Source organism: Kribbella sp. HUAS MG21, from assembly GCF_040254265.1.
GTDB lineage: Bacteria > Actinomycetota > Actinomycetes > Propionibacteriales > Kribbellaceae > Kribbella.
The window spans coordinates 5,482,320-5,500,356 of sequence record NZ_CP158165.1 but is presented as its reverse complement, the minus strand read 5'-3'; the positions used below and the strand labels follow the sequence as shown (position 1 = coordinate 5,500,356).

The following is an 18,037-nucleotide window of genomic DNA, read 5'->3' as shown; positions in this document are numbered from 1 at the left end:
CGTCGTACCTCCTGCCGGCGCTGCACCGCTAGAGCTGGCCGGTCGCCTCGCGCCAGGCCCGCTCCTTCTGGATCCACTCGTTGTCCTGCGGAAACTCGTCGATGCTGGACACCCGGCGGATCTCCGCCTTCATCCCCGGCCCGGCCAGCGGCGCCCGCTTGGCCCATTCCACGGCCTCCTCCTTCGAGGCCACGTCGAGGATCCAGTAGCCGCCGAACAGCTCCTTGGTCTCGCCGTACGGACCGTCGGTCACCACCGGCGTCTCACCGGAGTAGTCCACCACGACCCCGTCCGCGGCGTCGTCCAGGCCTTCGGCCGCGACCAGCACACCGGCGTTGATCATCTCGGCGTTGAACCGGCCCATCGACTCCATGATCTCGGCGAAGTCCAGATCCGCCGCCGCAGCCATCGCCTCGTCGGTGGCGCGCATGATCAGCATGTACTTCATCCTGCTTCTCCTCCACTGGGACGGTCCCGACCGGACCGCTCTCGCGCCTAGGTCGACCGGCGGACCACCGAATCGACACCCCGGCCGAAATTATTCCGCAGACACATCAGAGCGCGTCAGGTGATCGGGCGGAGGAAGGCGGGGACGGTCGGCGTGGCGTCGTCGTCTCCCCAGGTCAGAACGGCGGCGTACATGACGCGGCGCTTGTTCGGGTCGGTGACCAGGCCTTCGTAGGGGCAGGGGCCGTTGTCGGGTGGGCAGACCCAGCCGTGGAGGAAGATGCGGCTCGGTTCGTCGGAACCGATCACGACGTCGGCGCCGCCCGGACCGCAGAGGCCGGTGTTCGCCTGGTCGAGCAGGGTGTGTTCGGGCTTGTCGGCGAACGACCACAAGTCTTTGGATCGGCGCCAGACGGTGGCGTAGCGGCATTGGTCGTACCAGTTGGCCGACGCCAGCAGGACGTACCAGTCGCCACGCTTGACCATGACCGGGTTCTCGATGCTGTCGTGCTGGCGCCACAGCTCCCGGCTCACGGCTCCCGGCGCGACGTGGAGACCGTCGGCCGTGAGCTCGACCATGCGCAGCGTGCCCGGCGTCTTCTGGGTCTTGTACAGGAGGTAGGTGCGGCCGTCGGTGTCGACGAACGGCGCCGGGTCGATCACGCCGGAGGTCTGGTTCGGGCGGTCGGCGACCGGATCCTCGCCGTCGAGGATCGGGCAGATCAGCGGACGGTCGACCGGTTCGTACGGGCCGCCCGGGTGCTGCGAGACCGCGGCACCGATGCAGCGCTGGCCCGCGAAGCCCTTGGCGATCGCGGCGACGTACAGCACGTAGCCGTCGGCGGTCCGCAGTACGTCGGGAGCCCATACCGCTCCCGCGCCGGATGCCCAGCCCGGCCAACGGGTCAGGGCGTCCGGACCTGTCGTCCACGGGCCCTGCGGTGTGGGGGCCGAGGCAACTTTTGTGAGGCCGCCGGTCGCGTAGGCCCAGTACCGGCCTTCGGCCTGCAGCAAGCCTGGGTCGGCGGCTGGGTCGAGCACCGGCTGCGGCACCGCCGGCTCCGCTGCTACCGGGGAGGGCGGGACGGCGGCCGTCAGACCGACAGCCAGGAGCAGTGCGGCGGCCAGGGCGGCCAGCTTGGCCTGGCGGTGCGGCCGGACGGCGGTACGGCGGGACGAGCGGGACGAGCGGGACGAGCGGGACGAGCGGGACGAGCGGGACGACGTACTACGGGACGAGTGGGCGGATGGTGGTGCCACGGTTGCCTCCGGAGGAGTGAAGGGACGGACAGGTCAGGGGTGCTGGTGGCCGGCCGCGGACCTCGCGCGGGTGCGCTGGGCGTCGACCAGTTCGGACGGGATGGAACGCGCCGGGCGGGTGAGGATCTCGTGGATCACGTCCAGCGGGAGCTTGGGCTCACGGTCCTCGGTCAGCAGGCCGTTGCGCTCCTGCTCGGTGTCGGTGAGCTGCGTGTAGCAGAAGCCGGCCACCTGGGGACTGTCGACGAGTGCGTCGACGAGCTCGGCCAGCCGGTCACGCAGCTCGTCGGCGGACTCGACCGTGCCGTACCCGAACCACTTCTCCCCCGCCGACGGCGTGTAGCTCAGCCCGCCGAACTCGGTCAGCACCACTGGCTGACCTCGGTAGACCGGGTCGCCGAGCAGGACCCGCCGACGACCGGGACTCCCCTCGTGCAAGGTACGCCGGACCGCTTCCGCCGCGCCGTACCGCTCACGCAGGCTCTCCCCGGTCGGCGCGTAGTCGTGCACGCCCCAGATGTCGCTCTCGGTGTGCTCCCAGCCGTCGTTGGAGATCACCGGCCGGGACGGGTCGATCGCCTTCGTCAGGTGGTACAGCGCGGTCGCATAGTGCTGCTGGTCCTCGCGGACGGCGATGTCCTGCACGCCCCAGCTCTCGTTCAGCGGCACCCAGGTCACCACGCACGGATGACTGGCGTCCCGCCGTACGACGTCCAGCCATTCGCGGGTCAGCCGCTCGACGGCCTGCACGGAGAACTGGAAGGCGTTGGCCATCTCGCCCCAGACGAGCAGCCCGAGCCGGTCACACCAGTACAGGAACCGCGGGTCTTCGACCTTCTGATGGATCCGTACGCCGTTGAAGCCCAGCGCCTTGATCAGCTCGACCTCGCGGCGGAGGGCATCGTCGCTCGGCGCGGCCAGGTGCGACTGCGGCCAGTAGTTCTGCCCGAGGACGAGGCGCAGGAAGTACGGGTGCCCGTTCAGCAGGAACCGGCCGTCTCCGACGCCCGCGCTTCGCAGGCCGAGGTAGCCGGCCACTTCGTCCACGACGCGGTCGCCGTCCAGGACAGCGACATCGGCGTCGATCAACGTCGGAGACGACGGTGTCCACAGCAGGCGGCCCCGGTGCTGCCCGTTGCGGAGCGCCGGTACGGCGATCTCGTGCTCGCTGACCGCGTCGGTGACCCGCACGGACTGCTCCACGAGTACTTCGTCACCCAGCCGCAGACCGAGGCGCAGCGTCACCGGTGTCGACGGCACCGCGCTCAGCCGGACCGTCAGGCGCACCCGAGCCGCGTGGATCTCCGGCGTCCAGGTGAGATCGGTGACGTGCAGCACCGGCACCGTCTCCGTCCAGACCGGCTGCCAGATACCCGACGTACGGTGATACCAGATCGCGTGCGGTTCCGGCAGCCAGTCCTGCTTGCCGCGAGGCTGGCTGACGTCCAGCGGACGATCCTCCGCGCAGACGACGACCACCTGCTCGGCCAGTGCCGTGTCGAGCGTGTCGGTCACATCCAGCGTGAACGGCGTGTGCCCACCTTCGTGCTCGCCGACCGGTACGCCGTTGACCCACACCTTCGCCCGGTAGTCCACCGCGCCGAAGTGCAGCAACGTGCGCTCGCCCGCGGCCGGGTTCGCCGCGAAGGTCCTGCGGTACCAGACCACCGGGTGATAGCCCGGCTCGTGCACGCCGGACGCCTTCGACTCCGGCGGGAACGGCACGATGATCGACCGGTCGAACGCGTCGGCGGATTCCCACCACCGTTCGAGCAGCCCGCGGTCGTCGTCGTCGAACGCGAACCGCCACTCGCCGCACAGATCGGTCCAGACGTCGCGCACCAGCTGCGGCCGCGGATAGGTCGTCATAGAAGTGTCCAGCCCTTTCGTCAGTAGTGGTCCAGCCGGAGCTGGCTGCGGTCTTCGGTGGCGACCAGAACGTCGAGCAGTTGCTCCTGCAACGCGAACCGCACCTCGCGGTGGCCGGGCGCATCCCAGAGGTTGTCGAGCTCGTCGGGATCCGCTACCAGGTCGTACAGCTCGCCGGTGCGCTCGCGATCGGTCGCCGGCGCGCCGTGATACACGACGAGCTTCCACCGGTCGGCGCGCAGCATCGTGGTGTGGACGGCCGGGTCGTACGGATGCCCGCTGTTGCGGTACTCGCACAGCGCCCAGCCCCGCGGTACGGCGTCCTCGTCACCTCGGGCCAACGGCAATAAGCTGGTCCCCTGACCGTGCGGCAGCGGCGGCACCCCGGCAGCGTCCAGGAACGTCGGCGCCAGGTCGATCCACTGCACCAGCTCGCTGCGGCGCTCCCCGGCCGGCAGCTGTCCGGGCCACCGCACGATGAGCGGCACCCGGACGGCGCACTCGTACATCATCGGGCCCTTGAGCATCAGCTGGTGATCGCCGAGCATCTCGCCGTGGTCGCTGGTGAACACGACGATCGTGTTGCCGGCGAGCCCTTCGGCCTCGAGCGCGTCCAGGATCCGCCCGACCTCGTCGTCGACCAGGCTCACCATCGCGTAGTACGCCGCCTTGGTCTGCTGGAGTTCGTCCTCGGTGTACGTCGTGTAGCCGCGCGCGTGGCCGGCGTACGACTCCTTCGAAGCTTCCGTCAGAATCGGCGGCTTGCCCGCGAGCTCGCCGTCCCGGGTGACCGGGCGGGGCAGGTCATCGGCCACGTAGCGATCGAGGTACTCCTTCGGAGCGCCGAAGCCGTGGTGCGGATCGAAGAAGTTCGCGATGAAGCAGAACGGCTTCGTCCGGTCCCGGGCCGAGCGGAGGAAGTCGACCGTCTCGTTGCCGACCCACCGGCTGTAGTGCGCTTCCGTTGGCAGGTTGTCGAACCCGCCGCCTTCGAGCGCCTGGTCGTACAACTCGGGATACTTCGCCCGGAGCCACCGGTGGTACTGGTTCTCCGATGACCCCGGGTACGGGTCATGCGCCCAGCGGAAGACCCGGAACCCGTCGTCGTGCCGCGGCTCCAGGCGACCGTCCTTGCAGGCCGACAGGTGCAGCTTGCCGACCAGGCCGCAGTCGTACCCGTCGTCGGCCAGGGCTTTCGTGAAGAACTGCTCCTGGTCCGGGAGTTGGACGCCGTTGGCCCACAACCCGTGCGCGTGCGGATAGCGCGACGTCATCAGCGTGGCGCGCGACGGTGCGCAGACCGGGTTCTGCACGTAGCAGTTCTCGAACAGTACGCCGTCGCGGGCCAGCCGGTCGAGGTTCGGGGTCTGGACGTGGTCGTTGCCGTAGGCCCGCACCGCGTCGTACCGCTGCTGGTCGGTGCAGATCAGCAGGATGTTCGGACGCGCGGGTTCACTGGGGATGGTCATGACTTGACGGCTCCTGCGATTCCTTCGACGAAGTAGCGTTGGAGAAGTATGAAGAGGACGACCACCGGCAGCAGCGAGATGCTCGCGGCCGCTGCCATGCCGGACCAGTCGGTCGAGTTCTCGCCGACGAACGCCAGCATGCCGACGCTCAGGGTGCGCAGGTCCGGCCTGGAGAAGCTGAACACCAGCGGGAGGAAGAACGCGTTCCAGGTGCCCAGGAAGGTGAGCAGCGTGACCGTCGCGGTGACCGGGTTGGCCAGCGGCAGCATGATCCGGGCGAAGATGTTGAAGAACCCGGCACCGTCGATGACGGCCGACTCCTCGAGCTCGCGCGGCAGCTGCCGGAAGTAGCCCAGGTAGAGCAGGATCGACGCCACATGCGCACCACCGGACAGCGCGAGCACCATGCCGGTCAGCGAGTTCAGTAGGCCGAGCTGCTCGGAGATCTCGACGACCGGGATGATCGTGTACCCGGTCGGCACGAACAGGGTTGCGATCAGCACCACCATCACGACCTTGCGGCCGAAGAAGGTCTGCCTGGCCAGCACGTAGCCGGCCATCGCACAGCGCAGTACCACCAGGATCACGGTGGTCACGGTGACGATCACCGTGTTGATCAGGTACTTGCCGAAGCCGGCGTCACTCCACGCACGGCTGTAGTTGGACCACTCGGCCTTCTCCGGAAGTAACGACAGTCCGGCGGTGAAGACCTCCAGCGGGTTCTTCAGCGACGCGCCGACCATCCACAGGAAGGGATAGATCCACAGCAGTCCGCCGATCCCGATCACCGCGGCGGCGATCCACCACGGCAGCCTGCGCAGCAGGCGGGCGGTGCTCCAGCGGTTGTTGCCCGCACCGCGCCGCGCGCTCAGCACCTCGTCGGCGACACTCATCGATCACTCCTTGTCTTGCGAACGGCCCGGATCCCGGCCAGCTGGAGCAGGCCGACGAGCCCGACGAACAGGCCGAACACCACCGCGGCCGCGGAGGCGAAGCCGAGTTGCGGGACGGTGGCCGCGAACGCCCAGCGGTAGATGTAGATCTCGACCACCTCGGTGGCGTAGAACGGCCCGCCGTTGGTCATGGTCAGCATCAGGTCGAACACCTTCAGCGTGCTCTCCAGCGTGAGCAGCGTGATGATCACCGCGAACGGCTTCAGCAGCGGCAGGGTGATGTGGTGCAGGAGTTTCCACGGTCCCGCGCCGTCGATCGCCGCGGCCTCGTAGACCTCGTCCGGAACCGTCTGCAGCGCGGCCAGCCAGTAGATCAACGTGACCCCGAACCACTTCCAGATGTACACCCCGACCACGGTCCACAGCGCCGTCTTCGGATCACCGAGGAAGTTGATGCCGTCGGCAACCAGCCCCAGTTCGCGCAGTACGACGTTCACCGGACCCGAAGCGGGGTCGAACACGAACTGCATGACCACCCCGACGATCGCCGTCGTGGTCACCACCGGCAGGAAGAACGCGGTCCGGAACAGCGTGCGCAGCGGCAGCTTCGGCGAGTTCAGCACCAGCGCGAGCAGCAGCGTGAGCAGCACCTTCAGCGGTACGACGGCCACCATGAACAGCACGGTGATCTTGAACGAGTTCCAGAACAGCGGGTCGGCCAGCACCGCCTTGTAGTTCGCCAGCCCGACCCAGGTCTTGTCGGCGTCGAACCCGTTCCACTCGACGAACGAGTACCAGTAACTCGCGATGATCGGGTAGACGGTGTAGACGCCGTACAGGACGACGGTCGGGGTGAGGAACAACCAGACCCACAGCTGGTTGCGGCCCTGCCGGCTGCCTTTCGGTGGACGGTCTGCCCGGCGGGTCCGGCGCTCGGCCGGCGCCTCGGGCACGGCGGTGACTGCCACGGGTCTCCCAATCCTTATGAGGTCTTGTACTTGTCGCGGCCGTAGTCCTGGCCCGGCGTCCAGTTCGCGAACGCCCAGTCGTCGGCCGTGACCTCGACGCCCTTGGCCGCGACTGCCTTGACCGCGCGGTCCCGCTCGGCGGTGAGTTTCGCGTCGTACTCCTTCAGCGCCTTCCGGACGTCCTTGAGCTGGCCGCTCAGGACCCCCTGGACGATGCCGCCCAGGTTCGGCTCGATCTGCTTCATCTCCGCGACCACGTCGCTGGCACCCGGGTTGCGCACCTCGGCGGCCGGACGCAGCCGCACCTGGCGGCGGAAGATGCCGGCCGCGGTCTTGTACGTCGGGTGCACCTTCGCCTTGTCGACCAGGTCGAGGTTCACCGGCATGCCGTCCATCTGCTCGGTCTCGGCCAGCATCACCTCCTCGGAGGTGAACAGCTTCACCAGCTCGGCAGCCTGGTCCTGGTGCTGCGAGGTCGCGGCGACGCAGTAGTCGCCGGCCTTCGGCGACGCGTACAGGATCGCCTCGCGCCCGGCCTCGGAGGTCGGGATCGGCGCTACGCCGACCTTGTCCAGGAACGACTTGAACTGGTCGTTGACGACTCCGATGTTCCACGGACCGTCGAAGAACAGCCCGGCGACACCCGTCGACCAGCGAGCGCGGGAGGTCCGCGCGTCCAGGGACGTCGACGCCGGGAACAGCAGGCCGTCCTTCTTCAGCGAGACCAGGAACTCGATCGCGTGCACGAACGGGTCGCGGGCGTGGCCGTACTCACCGGTCCTGGGGTCCACTGCCCCGACACCGCCGGCCGCCATCGACAGCTCGGTCACGTGCTCGCCGAGCCGGGGCGCGAACTGCAGCGGTGCGATCCAGCCCGAGATCCCGTCGCCGCCCGCGGCCTCGATCTTGCGCGCGGCCTGACGGAAGCCGTCCCAGGTGGCCAGGTCCCGCTCCGGGTCCAGGCCCGCCTTCGTCGCCAGTTCCACGTTGTACCACGTCAGCGTCGAATACTGCCGGAAATTGACCAACGGAAGCGAGTAGAGCTTGTCCTCGAAGTGGGTGAAGCCGTTCAGGAAGACGTCCGCGGGCATCGCCGACAGCGCCTCCTTCTCGATCTCGATCGGCGCCAGCCAGCCCTCCTTGCGCAGCCGTGCGTGCGGCAACTGCACACCGGCCGTGGTGAACACGTCCGGCAGTTGCTTGCTGCCGAAGGCCAGTTGCAGCGCCTGCCCTTGCTGGTTGGGGTTGTAGACCGTGTATTCCACGGCCACCCCGGACGACTTCTGGAAGTCCGCGAACAGCTTCTTGTGCAGGTCCGCCCGCGGCTGGAAGTGATCCCAGCAGCGCAACGTCTTCGCACCGGCGGCCTGGCCGCCGCTGGGTGCCGTGCTACAGGCACTCGCGGTGAGCGCGCCGAGCGCCGCGCCGGCCGACGCGCCCAGAAAACCTCGCCTGCTGATCATCGGGTCCTCCTCGGTGGAATCTTGGTACAGCGTTGTACCAGGAACCGCGCGTCGCTGTACAGAGGATGGCGGGCCGGCGTGATCTCACGTTGTATCGTCGGACCATCGCGAGAAGGAGGTGCCAGTGGCTGCGAGCCTGAAGGATGTCGCCGAGCGCGCGGGGGTCTCGATCAAGACGGTGTCCAACGTGGTCAACGGCACCGGCCGGGTCGGCGTCGCCACCCGGGCCCGGGTGGAGCAGGTGATCGTGGAGCTCGGCTACCGGCCGAACGTGTCCGCGCGCAGCCTCCGCCGCGGCCGGTCGGGCGTCATCGCGCTCGCCGTGCCGGAGATCGCCAACCCGTACTTCGCCGAGCTGGCAGAACTGGTCGTGAAGGAGGCGGAGGCCCATGGCTGGACCGTCCTGATCGATCAGACCGAGTCGGACCCGGATCGTGAACGGCTTGTCCTGCAAGGGATTCGCTCGCATCTGATCGACGGCCTGCTGTTCGTTCCCCGCCGGCTGACCGCCGAGGACTTCGCCGCGCGCACCGACACCACGCCGATGGTCCTGCTGGGTGAGCGGCTGACCAAGATCGCCGACCGGGTCGCGATCGACAGTTACGCGGCGGCCCGGGCGGCGACCGAGCACCTCATCGACCTCGGCCGGAAGCGGATCGCGTCGATCGGTGCCGGGGAGAGCGAGGACGCCGTGACCCGCGGCCGGTTCCAGGGGTACCGCGACGCGCTGCTCGACGCGGGCCTGCGACCGTCGGCGCGACTCGTCGTACCGCGCCGGCGCTGGCGCCACCAGGACGGCGCCGAGGCCGTCGCTCGTCTGATGTCGCTCAGCCGGCGCCCGGACGCCCTGTTCTGCTCGAACGACCTGCTTGCCCACGGCGCGCTCCGCGCGCTGCACGACCACGGCGTCGAGGTCCCGGCCGAGGTCGCCGTGGTCGGCATCGACGACATCGCGGAGAGCCGGTTCAGCCGGCCGAGTCTGACGTCGGTCGCGCCCGACAAGCAGCACATCGCCGAGACCGCCGTCCGCCTGCTCGCCGATCGCCTGACGTCCGAGCAGCCGACGGCGCCGCGGGAGTTCGTCGCCGGCTTCCACCTCGTGGTCCGGGAGAGCACCGCGGGAGACCACGAGCATGGCTGATCAGGCACCCCGGAACATCGTCGTGATCATGACCGACCAGCACCGGGCGGACCTGACGGCGCGCGAAGGATTCGCGGTCGACTGCACGCCGGCGCTCGACCGGCTCGCCGCGAACGGCCGCTGGTTCGATCGCGCCTACACGACGAGTCCGCTCTGCGTGCCGGCCCGGATCAGCCTGCTGACCGGGCGTTTCCCGAGTGGCCACGGGATCCACGGCAACACCGGGTACGCCGACCCGGAGCGTTGCACCGACCTGATCGACGTACTGGACGCCGCCGGTTTCCGGACCGCGCTGGTGGGCAAGAACCACTCGCACCTGACCGCTGAGCGGCTCGATCACTGGGTCGAGTACAGCCACTACGGCCGCCTGCCGCGGACCGCCGCGACCGGCGCTGACCGCGAGTTCGACGACTGGCTGCGCGCCCATCCCGGTACGACGACGACCGCGACGCCGTACCCGCTGCGGCACCAGCTGCCGGTGCGGCTGGTGGACGAGGCGATTCGCTGGCTCGACACCGCCGCCGCCGACGAGCGCTCGTTCCTCTGGCTCTCGATCCCCGAACCTCATGTGCCGTACCAGTTGCCCGAGCCGTACTTCTCCACCTACACACCCGAGACCGTGCCGCCGGCCGCGACATCCTTCGACGTACTGGCCGATCGCGACCTCCCCTGGCAGTACGCCGGCCGACTGGCCGAGCTCGCGGGCGAAGCCGACCCGGACGTCCTGGCACGGGCCCGCGCCAACTACGTCGGGATGCTGCGTCTCGTCGACGACCAGGTCGCCCGGCTGGTCGATCACCTCGAGACGACCGGACGGCTCACCGACACCCTCGTCGTGGCGCTCGCCGATCACGGGGACTTCGCGGGTGAGTACGGACTGATGCGCAAGGGTCCCGGGCTGCCCGACGTGCTGGCGCGGATACCGCTGGTGTTCCACGGCGCCGGCGCGGCTCCTCAGGCCGTACCGCGCACGTCTCGATCGCGGACGTGTTCCCGACGCTGTGCGAGCTGATCGGCGAGAAGATCCCGGAGGGTGTGCAAGGGCGCAGCCTGCTGCCTGTACTGAAGGGCGAGGAGACCGCCGACTTCGGAAGCATCTACGTCGAGCAAGGCGTGGGTACGCCGTACCGCGCGGAAGATCTCGGTGACAGGACCCCGGGTGTACGACGCGAAGCGGACGGTCGGCTCGCCGTCGACACGGTGAACGAGGTGACCCAGTCGGGCGTGCGCCGGATGGTCCGTGCCGGCCGGTGGAAACTGCTCGCCGAGCCTGCACACACCCAGCTGTTCGACCTCTCGACCGATCCGTTCGAACTGCGGGATGTCGCGGATCAGGAGCCCGGTGTACTGCGGAACCTGCAAGCCGAGCTGAAACATTGGGAGACACGGCTCTCGGCAGCAAACCTCTGAGCCGGTATCAGCCGTTGACCTCCTGATCGGCGCCCGGTGCTGCGGTGATGGCCTGTGCCAGGGCGTCGACCGCAAGCTTCAACGCTGGGAGATCCGCGGTGCCGGCGATTGACAGGCGTATGTGGGCGGCCGGAGGTTCTGCGGGGAAGTAGCGGCGGCCCCCGTCGACGACGACGCCACGCGCGGCGGCCCGATGTTCGACTTCCTCGGCTGTGATGCCGGGTGGCAGGCGGTACCAGAGGTGGAGGCCGCCGCGCGGGTCGGTCACGGGGTTCCAGGTCGGTAGCTGGTCGCGGAGCGCGTCGATCAGTGTGGTGCGCCGCTGTTCGAGCCGGCGCGGCAGGGTTTTCAGGTGGGTGGACCAGGCTGGTGAGCTGACGAGTTCGACGGCGGCTTCCTGGAGTGGCCGGCTGACGAAGAAGTCGTCGACGCGCCGAGCCGCCTGCAGGCGTTCGGCGATCGGGCCCCGGGCGATGATCGCGCCGACGCGCAGGCTCGGCGCGGCGGGCTTGGTCAGCGACGTGAGCTGTACGACGGCGCCGTACGGATCCTGGGCCAGCAGGCTCGGGGCCAGGGCGTCGCCGTGCCCGAGGTGCCGGGCGAAGTCGTCCTCGACCACGAAGGCGCCGGCGGCGCGCGCGACCTCGACGATCCTCGCTCGCTGCGCGGGCGGCACGATCGCTCCGGTCGGATTGTGGAATGTCGGCTGGCAGTAGAAAAGCCGCGCGCCGCTGTGCTCGAAGGCTCGTTGGACGTCGGCCGGATCGACACCGTCCGGACCGATCGGGACCGGGACCGGACGCAGGTTGGCGGCCGCGATCGCCGCCAGCGCTCCGGGGTAGGTGGGCGACTCCACGAGGACGGCGTCGCCGGGAGCGCCGATGGCGCGGAACACCAGCGACAGCGCACTCTGACCGCCGGAGGTGACGAGGACGTCCTCGACACTCACGTCGGCGTCGGTGTCGGAGGCGAAGTAGCTGCGCAGCGAGGACAGGCCCGCGGCTGGCGCCCTGTCCCAGGCGTCCGGCCGACGGGACGCCCGCGCGAGCGCGCCGGCGAGCGCCTTGGCCGGTTGCAGCGATCGATGCAGATAGCCACCGTCGAGCCTGATCGTTCCCGAGCCGGGTGCAGCCAGCGGCCCGGTGCGAAGCGCGCTCAGATCGATCTGGCGGTCGGCCAGTGCCAGCGTCTGCCACGCCGTGTCGGGAGGAGCCTGGCGCTGTGCGGATCGGGGCGCGACGTACGTGCCGCTCCCCGGTCTGGTGGTCAGCACACCTTGCGAGACGAGTCGCGCAACCGCCTTGCTCACGGTCACTGGACTGACCCCGTGCAGCTCGACCAACTCACGCACCGTCGGCATCCGTGCGCCCGGCTCAAGACCTGTCGCGAGATCGCGCAGCGAACGCTCCAACGTCTCCTGAGTGCTACTCTGTTGCATGAGAGATAAGAATAGCGTTACTGACCGCTTCTCAGAAGCGCTTCTGTCCGCTCTGCGGAGCGACACCCCCGGCGCGGACAACCGGATCCACTTCAACAACGCGGGTTGCGGCCTGATCGCCGTCCCCGTGCTCGCCGCCGTCGAAGATCACCTCGAACTCGAGGCGCAGATCGGAGGCTACGAGGCCTCCGCCTTGCGAACAGAGGCAATCCGCGGCTTCTACGACGAGGTCGGCGCCTTGATCGGGAGCGCCCCGGACAACATCGCCTTCGCCAGCAGCGCTACGCACGCCTATTCCACGGCCTTGTCCGCCGTCCCGTTCGAACGCGGGGACGTCATCCTGACCACCCGGAACGACTTCATCTCGAACCAGATTGCGTTTCTCTCCTTGCGCAAGCGACTCGGTGTCCGGATCGAGCACGCCCCGGACGCCCCGGAGGGCGGCGTGGACGTCGAGGCGATGGCCGGCCTCATGCGGAAACTGCGGCCGAGGCTCGTCGCCGCGACCCACGTACCCACCAATTCCGGACTGGTACAGGACGTCGCGGCGATCGGCCGCCACGCTCGCGAACTCGACCTGCTCTATCTCGTCGACGCCTGCCAGTCGGTCGGCCAACTGCCCGTCGACGTCTCCGAGATCGGCTGCGACTTCCTCACCTCGACCTGCCGGAAGTTCCTCCGCGGCCCTCGCGGGACAGGTTTCCTGTACGTCTCCGACCGGGTCCTGCAGTCCGGCATGGAGCCGTTGTTCATCGACATGTACGGCGCCCGCTGGTCGAGCCCCGACGCCTACACCCCGATGGCGACGGCCGCCCGGTTCGAGGACTGGGAATTCTCCTACGCGACGCTCCTCGGATCCGCCGCGGCCGCGAGGTACGCACGCGGAATCGGCATCGACAAGATCTCCCGGCGTACGACGATGCTCGGGCAGGTCCTCCGCGACGGGCTGAGCCGGATCCCGGGCGTTCGCACTCTCGACCACGGGACGACTCGATGCGCGCTCGTCACGGCCGGAATCGACGGATGGGAGCCGGCTGCGTTCAAGCAGGCGCTCGATGCCGCCGGCATCAACTCGGCGCTCAGCTTCCGGGAGTTCGCGCAGTACGACTTCGGTGACAAGCAGGTCGACTGGTGCATCCGGTTCTCGCCGCACTACTACAACACCCTCGACGAGGTGGAGAAGGTGACCGGCGTCGTCGGCGAGCTGGCCGGGAGCGCGAAGTGAAGCAGAGCCTCTCGGCACACCGGGACTTCCGGCTCTTCTGGACCGGGGAGACCGTCTCGCTACTCGGCGCCCAGGTCTCGACCCTCGCCCTGCCGCTCACGGCGATCGAGGTGCTGGGCGCCGACGACGGGGAGGTGGGCGTACTGCGCTTCGTCCAGTTGGCGCCGTACCTGTTCCTCGCTCTCGTGTTCGGGGTCTGGGTCGACCGGGTGAGCCGCCGCCGGGTCATGATCGGCGCCAATCTGGTGCGGCTGATCAGCGTGGCCGCGCTCCCGGTCCTGTATGCCTTCGGTCTGCTGACGCTGCCCGCGCTCCTGGTGCTCGCGGCGGTGATCGGGCTGGCGTCGGTGATGTTCGACGTCAGCTGGATGTCGTTCGTGCCGTCGATCGTTCGCGATCCGGCGCGTTATCCGGAGGCCACAGCCAAGCTGAGCGCCACCTCCTCGGCGACCGATGTCGTCGGGCCAGGTGCCGCAGGACTCCTGGTGTCGGCGGTGGGAGCGCCTATCGCGCTCGCGGTAGACGCCGTGTCCTACCTCGTATCGGTTCTGACGCTCAGCCGGATCCGGGTGCCGGAGAGGCACGCGTCCACAGAACGCCGGCGTGCAGTGGAGGAACTGCGCGAGGGGTTGCGGTGGGTCTTCGGGAATCCGATCCTGCGCGCGCTCGCGCTCATCGGGTTCTGCTGCAATCTCTCGATGGTCTCGACGTGGACGATGTTCCTCATCTATGGATCCACGGATCTCGGGCTGCCGCCGGCGGTCCTCGGCGCTGTCTTCTCCGCGGCCTCGGTCGGCGGTCTCGTCGGCGCGCTGTTGTCCGGGTGGGTTACCCGGCGATTCCGGGTCGGCAAGGTCTATCTGGTCGCCCAGTCGGCGGTGCTTCTCGGGCCGCTGATCATCCCGGTGGCGGAAGGTTCCCGGGTTGTGATCGTTGCCGCTGTCACCTTGTCGTTCTTGGTGACCTATCTGGGGCTCGGCGTGGCGAACGTGGTCATCGTCAGTACCCGGCAAGGTCTCACCTCGCAGCGCATGATGGGCCGGATGACGTCGGTGTTCCGCACGCTGCTGTTCGGCGGCGGCGCCCTCGGCGGCCTGCTCGGCGGGCTGCTCTCTGCGGCGCTCGGATCCCGCTCGGCGCTCCTGGTGGTGGCGTTGGTGTCTGCGGCAATCGTGCCGGTCATGGCCCGCACCCCGATCGTCCGCCTCGCCACGTACCCGAGGCTCGGGGAAGCCGTCCGCTCACCGGCAAGCTAAGTCAACAGCCATCCGTCGCGCGCGGTCTCCGACGCGACGACTGGTCGCGGAAGGTCACACCCTCATCGGCTGAGGATGCTCATGCGCCGCAGTGGTGACAGTGCGATCGGGATCCATACGCAGGCCAGGCAGGTCGCGGCGGCCGCCAGTGCCCAGCGGATGCCGAGTGTGGCAGCGAGTGTTCCGGCGGCGGCTGCTCCAAGTACGACGGCGCCGGTGAACGCCACGCGCATCACGCCGTTGACCCGAGCGAGCAGACCGGCCGGTGTGACCTGCTGGCGGAAGGTCATCATCAGGACCGAGTCGAAGCCGACCTTGAACAGGACCAGCCCCCACCCGACCGCGGCCACCACGCCCGGCACCGGTCGCCCGAGGAGTGGCAGCGCGAAGGCCAGCGGTCCGACGGCGATCCCGACCACCAGGACCGCCCGGCCGGCGCCCCACGCGGTGGCGAGTCGAACCGCTGACAGTGCGCCGATGAGCCCGCCGACACCACCGGCACCGAGGAACGTGCCGAACTGCCCCTGGCTCCAGCCGAGGTGCTTCAACGTCAGCACCGGCAGCAAGGTCATCGCCCCGGCGATCCCGATGTTCACCATCGAACCCGCGGTGGCCACGGTCCGCAGTACCGGCTCCCGCGCGACGAAGGCCAGTCCCTCGCGGATCTCCCGCAGCAGCGAACGCGGTGACTGGTCGGCGTACGTCGCGGCGTACTCGGAACTGGTGATCGTGGACAGCCAGACTGCGGACCACAGGTACCCGGCGGCCATCACCAGCAGGACCGTCGGCGCGCTGAGGAGCCCGGCGGCCCAGCCGGCCAGGGGTGGTGCGCAGATCAGCGCTGCCTGGGTGATCGTCGCCAGCCTGGCATTGGTACGCACCAGGTGCGGCCCGGTTGCGATGTCCTTGACGAAGCTTTGAGTGCCCAGGTCGAACTAGATCGTTGCCACACCGACGACGACCACAACCGCCAGCAGGTGGAGCATCGTGAGCCTGTGCAGCGATGGGGACGGTCAGCAGCGCCGCCGCCCGCACGAGATCGGCGGCGATCATGACGGGCCTTCTCCGCATCCGGTCGAGCCAGGCACCGACCGGCAGTCCGAGGAGCACGAACGGCAACGTGAGGGCGGTCTGCAGCAACGAGGTGCCCGCGGTGCCCGCACCCAGCGCGGTCACCGCGCGGTCAGCGGGATCGCCACCTGCCCGATCTGAGCACCCCACAAAAATCCTCGTGGATCTACGTCCGCACCATCAGAGGAGACGCCCTGCGCCAGTAGCCAGGGCGTCTCCGTCGTACGACGGACTAGTAGGCCTTGGCGGTCCAGCCGAGGAGGCCGAGGGAGCCGCCCTTGATGTCGGAGCCGTCGCCGTCGTACTGGTCGGCATCGAAGTGCACCGATGCCGCACCGGTTGCCTTGATCCCCAGCAGCACACGGCCCCGCGGGTGCTCGTCACAAGCTGCCCAGGCGTTGATGCTGGTGAAGGACCCCCAGCCGCTCGCGCGCAGGACGAGCGAGCTGTACGTCGCCGGGCTGGCGTAGTTGATGCGCCACTGCTTGAGTTCGCCGTTTGCCTTGGTGCCGATCAGCACGTCCACCGCCGCGCTTCCGGTTCCCACGGTGCGCTGGTACTTCAAGGTGTTGACCGTGTTCCACGTACTGCCGGGCAGCTGCACGCCCGCCGAGATCTGGGGCTGACCGTCGACGAAGGTGAGCGTGTGGCGGTACAGGTAGTTGCCCGCGAGGCGATAGAAGTACGGCGATGCCGCCGTCCAAGCCATCGTGATGGCCCGGGTCCCGGCGAACCCGGACCGTACGCGGGTGACGGTGAGCGACGTGATCCTCCACGCGCCGTCGACCTGCTCGGCGGAACGCTTGATGTAGTAGACGTAGCCATCGGTCGGATGCGTGGCCAGGCTGCTGTCCATGAACGAGGCCGAACTCCCGGACGAAAGGAACGTATCGAGTGCGGTCGGCACCCAACCGAGCTTGTCCCCGGCGATCTGCCGGGTACTGGTCGTCCCGCCCGCGTAGCGATAGAGCAGACGCTGCCCGTCGGACCGGTAAGCACTCGTGGAGATACTGCAGTCCTTCGGTACGTCGCTGAGTGCCGCGCTCGCCGACCTCGCGGTCACGGCCACTCCGGTGATAACACCGGCCGCGACAACAGCCAGCGCTGTAGCGGCGGCCAGGATGGATTTGCGCTTCAAAAGAATCTCCTGCAGGGAAAGTGGAATCGGCTACTGGCCGTAGGCCTTGGCGGTCCAGCCGAGCGAACCCAGGGAACCGCCCTTGATGTCGGCGCCGCTGCGGTCCTTCTGGTTGGCGTCGAAGTGCACCGAGGCGGCGCCGGCCGTGGTGATGCCGAGCAGCGGCCGGCCACCCGGGTGGTCCTGGCAGTAGCCGGTGCTGAGGCTGCTGAACTTGGCCCAGTAGGCGGGCTTCAGCACCGTCGACGAGATCGCACTGGTCGGGGTGGTCCGCTTGATCCGCCATTCCTTGAGCTCACCGTTGGCCTTGGTACCGATCAGCACGTCGACGGCCGCGTCTCCCGTCCCCTCGGTGCGCTCGTAGGTGAACGTGTTGAGGGTGTCCCAGGCCGAACCGGCCAGCCGCACTCGCGACCTCGGTACGCCGTCGGTCGCGCCCACCGTGTAGCGGTACAGGGAGCTGCCCGAGACGCGGTACAGGTACGGGTAGCCGTACGCGAGGATCCTGGTGCTGCCGAAGTCGTTCACGAGTTGGGTGGCACTGCTCGCCACGACCGTCCAGGCGCCGTCGCTGTTCAGCTGGCCCTGGCGGCTCACCTTGAACAGCCAGCCGCTGGTCGGATGCGCCGCGAACTCGGTGGTGCGGAAACTGGTGTCGCTACCGGCCCCGCCCAGCTGCTGAAACGCCGACGGTACCCACGGGAGCCGGTCGTTGGTGTAGGCCTTGGTGCTGGTCCGGCCGGCGGAGTACTCGTAGGTCAGACGCTGTCCGTCGGAGCGGTACGCCGCCGTGAAGACGCTGCAGTCCGCCGGAACATCGCTGAGTGCCGCGGTCGCCGACCGGGCGGTCACGGCGACACCGGCGACGACACCGGCCGCCACAACCGTCAGCGCCGTCGCGGCGGCCACGATGGATTTACGCATCAGGGGAAACTCCTCCAGCCAAGTCTGGTCCGGCACCGCAGGATGGCACCCGAACGCCGCGAAGG

The 18,037-nt window shown here is 68.8% G+C and carries 17 protein-coding genes; 6 read left to right on the top strand and 11 right to left on the bottom strand.

Translation table 11 applies throughout. The annotated features are described in order from the left end of the window. Positions 1-28 precede the first annotated feature (28 nt). The 7 genes from ABN611_RS26755 to ABN611_RS26725 form a co-directional block, all read right to left on the bottom strand. Positions 29-448 carry a YciI family protein gene (locus ABN611_RS26755; protein WP_350274992.1) on the bottom strand — a complete coding sequence of 140 codons (420 nt, stop codon included), beginning with the start codon at positions 446-448 and terminating at the stop codon, positions 29-31. Positions 449-564: 116 nt separating this feature from the next. Beyond that, the gene (locus ABN611_RS26750) at positions 565-1,707 is read right to left on the bottom strand and encodes a glycoside hydrolase family 43 protein (RefSeq protein ID WP_350274991.1); all 1,143 of its coding nucleotides are present in this window, start codon (positions 1,705-1,707) and stop codon (positions 565-567) included. A gap of 33 nt (positions 1,708-1,740) precedes the next feature. Beyond that, positions 1,741-3,576, bottom strand: a complete 1,836-nt coding sequence (locus ABN611_RS26745) for a sugar-binding domain-containing protein (RefSeq protein ID WP_350274990.1) — start codon at positions 3,574-3,576, stop codon at positions 1,741-1,743. A 20-nt stretch (positions 3,577-3,596) separates the two neighbouring features. Beyond that, a complete protein-coding gene (locus tag ABN611_RS26740) occupies positions 3,597-5,045 on the bottom strand; it encodes a sulfatase-like hydrolase/transferase (RefSeq protein WP_350274989.1) in 1,449 nt (482 codons plus the stop codon). Continuing rightward, positions 5,042-5,938 (bottom strand): carbohydrate ABC transporter permease, encoded by an 897-nt coding sequence (locus ABN611_RS26735; RefSeq protein ID WP_350274988.1) that lies wholly within the window; start codon positions 5,936-5,938, stop codon positions 5,042-5,044. Before ABN611_RS26735 ends, ABN611_RS26740 begins: the two co-directional genes overlap by 4 nt. Next, positions 5,935-6,906 (bottom strand): sugar ABC transporter permease, encoded by a 972-nt coding sequence (locus ABN611_RS26730; protein WP_350274987.1) that lies wholly within the window; start codon positions 6,904-6,906, stop codon positions 5,935-5,937. Before ABN611_RS26730 ends, ABN611_RS26735 begins: the two co-directional genes overlap by 4 nt. 14 nt (positions 6,907-6,920) lie before the next feature. Beyond that, on the bottom strand, positions 6,921-8,369 hold the full coding sequence (locus tag ABN611_RS26725; protein WP_350274986.1) for an extracellular solute-binding protein: 1,449 nt from the start codon (positions 8,367-8,369) through the stop codon (positions 6,921-6,923). Between the two features lie 124 nt (positions 8,370-8,493). Between ABN611_RS26725 and ABN611_RS26720 the strand changes: the two genes are divergently transcribed. Genes ABN611_RS26720 through ABN611_RS26710 form a run of 3 tightly spaced genes read left to right on the top strand, consistent with a single transcriptional unit; the run spans position 8,494 to position 10,920 of the window. Next, positions 8,494-9,510, top strand: coding sequence for a LacI family DNA-binding transcriptional regulator (locus ABN611_RS26720; protein WP_350274985.1), 1,017 nt, complete (start codon positions 8,494-8,496; stop codon positions 9,508-9,510). Further along, positions 9,503-10,522 (top strand): sulfatase-like hydrolase/transferase, encoded by a 1,020-nt coding sequence (locus ABN611_RS26715; protein WP_350274984.1) that lies wholly within the window; start codon positions 9,503-9,505, stop codon positions 10,520-10,522. Before ABN611_RS26720 ends, ABN611_RS26715 begins: the two co-directional genes overlap by 8 nt. Beyond that, entirely contained in the window at positions 10,498-10,920 is a 423-nt protein-coding gene (locus tag ABN611_RS26710) for a hypothetical protein (protein ID WP_350274983.1), read from the top strand. Before ABN611_RS26715 ends, ABN611_RS26710 begins: the two co-directional genes overlap by 25 nt. A 7-nt stretch (positions 10,921-10,927) precedes the next feature. On the opposite strand, the gene ABN611_RS26705 is transcribed toward ABN611_RS26710, so the two are convergent. Beyond that, positions 10,928-12,358 carry a PLP-dependent aminotransferase family protein gene (locus tag ABN611_RS26705; protein WP_350274982.1) on the bottom strand — a complete coding sequence of 477 codons (1,431 nt, stop codon included), beginning with the start codon at positions 12,356-12,358 and terminating at the stop codon, positions 10,928-10,930. Here ABN611_RS26705 and ABN611_RS26700 point away from each other — a divergent pair. Both ABN611_RS26700 and ABN611_RS26695 read left to right on the top strand, forming a co-directional pair. Beyond that, positions 12,357-13,583 (top strand): aminotransferase class V-fold PLP-dependent enzyme, encoded by a 1,227-nt coding sequence (locus ABN611_RS26700; protein ID WP_350274981.1) that lies wholly within the window; start codon positions 12,357-12,359, stop codon positions 13,581-13,583. The two genes, ABN611_RS26705 and ABN611_RS26700, sit on opposite strands and share 2 nt — an antisense overlap. Beyond that, positions 13,580-14,839, top strand: coding sequence for an MFS transporter (locus tag ABN611_RS26695; protein ID WP_350274980.1), 1,260 nt, complete (start codon positions 13,580-13,582; stop codon positions 14,837-14,839). The genes ABN611_RS26700 and ABN611_RS26695 overlap by 4 nt, the downstream gene beginning before the upstream one ends. A gap of 62 nt (positions 14,840-14,901) precedes the next feature. On the opposite strand, the gene ABN611_RS26690 is transcribed toward ABN611_RS26695, so the two are convergent. After that, positions 14,902-15,768, bottom strand: coding sequence for an MFS transporter (locus ABN611_RS26690; RefSeq protein WP_350281686.1), 867 nt, complete (start codon positions 15,766-15,768; stop codon positions 14,902-14,904). Positions 15,769-15,826: 58 nt separating this feature from the next. On the opposite strand from ABN611_RS26690, the gene ABN611_RS26685 reads away from it, so the two are divergent. Continuing rightward, entirely contained in the window at positions 15,827-16,051 is a 225-nt protein-coding gene (locus ABN611_RS26685; RefSeq protein WP_350274979.1) for a hypothetical protein, read from the top strand. A 91-nt stretch (positions 16,052-16,142) separates the two neighbouring features. Here the strand turns inward: ABN611_RS26685 and ABN611_RS26680 are convergent, their stop codons facing one another. Continuing rightward, the gene (locus ABN611_RS26680) at positions 16,143-17,048 is read right to left on the bottom strand and encodes a hypothetical protein (protein ID WP_350274978.1); all 906 of its coding nucleotides are present in this window, start codon (positions 17,046-17,048) and stop codon (positions 16,143-16,145) included. A gap of 30 nt (positions 17,049-17,078) precedes the next feature. Further along, entirely contained in the window at positions 17,079-17,972 is an 894-nt protein-coding gene (locus ABN611_RS26675; RefSeq protein WP_350274977.1) for a hypothetical protein, read from the bottom strand. Positions 17,973-18,037: the final 65 nt, after the last annotated feature.